This window comes from Pedobacter sp. 01T416_2 (genome assembly GCF_056398925.1).
Window position 1 is genome coordinate 1 of record NZ_JBFTQI010001131.1, and the last position, 1,312, is coordinate 1,312.

The following is a 1,312-nucleotide window of genomic DNA, read 5'->3' on the forward strand; positions in this document are numbered from 1 at the left end:
ATATTAAGAAAAATCGTCGCCATAGAGCAGCAAGGATTAGCGGGTATGTTTGGCGAAAAATCTTTTGATATAGAAGATCTTTTCGAGCGTGTTGATGGCAAAGGAACCATCAGTTTGTTAAATATTGCAGATGTTCAAAATCAGCCCGTATTATATTCTACATTTTTATTAAGCTTACTGGCTGAGTTATTTAATACCATGCCCGAAGTTGGCGATTTAGACAAACCAAAACTGATCTTCTTTTTTGATGAAGCACATTTATTGTTCAAAAATTCTTCGAAAGCATTTTTAGAGCAGATTGAAACCATTATCAGGTTAATCCGTTCAAAAGGAATTGGCGTTTTCTTCTGTACCCAGGCGCCTACCGATGTGCCTGAAAGTGTTTTAGGGCAACTGGGTAACCGCGTACAACATGCATTAAGAGCATTTACGCCTAATGATGTAGATGCTTTGAAAAAAACAGTTAATACCTATCCAAAATCAGATTTCTACGAGATCGATAAAATATTAACCTCACTGGGTACTGGACAAGCTTTGGTTACGGTATTAAATGAAAAAGGCATACCAACGGAGGTATCTGCTACCATGCTTACCCCACCAAGGGCTGTAATGGGACCACTTACCGCTGCTGATTTCGATCAGCTTGTTCATGCCAGTTCGAAGTATACTAAATATAAAGACCCTATCGATCCTGAAAGTGCTTATGACATTTTAACTAAACGCATTAATGAGCAAACTGCAGCAGCAGAACAGGAAAAGCAGGAAGTTGAGGCTCAGAAACAGGCCGAGCAAGAAAGCAAGCCTAAACCGGGCGAAAAGAGCCTTGTTGAACAGGTAATGGGCGCAACAATAACACGCCAGATTGGTAAAGAAATTGTTCGCGGTATTTTTGGCATGCTTACAGGAAAGAAAACACGCTCAAAAACCGGTGGTGGACTTTTTGGATTTTAAAAACTTAACTATGAAATATCTATTTTTAGTTCTCTCACTTATTTCATTAAACGCTTATAGTCAATATGCACTTACTCCATTTGCAGAAGTCCAGGGCACCCAATTAAGAGAAATAAAGTACGAAGATGTAACAGGCTCTCCTTATTTATTTGATTACTGGGTTAAAGGAAAAGTAACCACTAAATCGGGGAAACATTATGCAGATATGCCTTTAAAGTATAATGTAATGGATGATAAGCTAATTTTCAAACATGAGAACGGCAATTTGATGTATTTCGCAGAACCAGTTACAGCATTTGAACTTTTAAATCCCGATTTAAATATATCAGATAAGTACATTAATGGATTGCCGGCAGTAGAT

At 38.0% G+C, this 1,312-nt stretch carries 2 protein-coding genes; both read left to right on the forward strand.

What is annotated here, in order from left to right:
* On the forward strand, nt 1-951 hold a 951-nt coding region (locus AC1DPQ_RS27980), incomplete at its 5' end, for a helicase HerA-like domain-containing protein (protein ID WP_477611603.1).
* A 10-nt stretch (nt 952-961) separates the two neighbouring features.
* Nucleotides 962-1,312: hypothetical protein (locus AC1DPQ_RS27985; protein ID WP_477611604.1), on the forward strand; the 351-nt coding region annotated here is incomplete at its 3' end.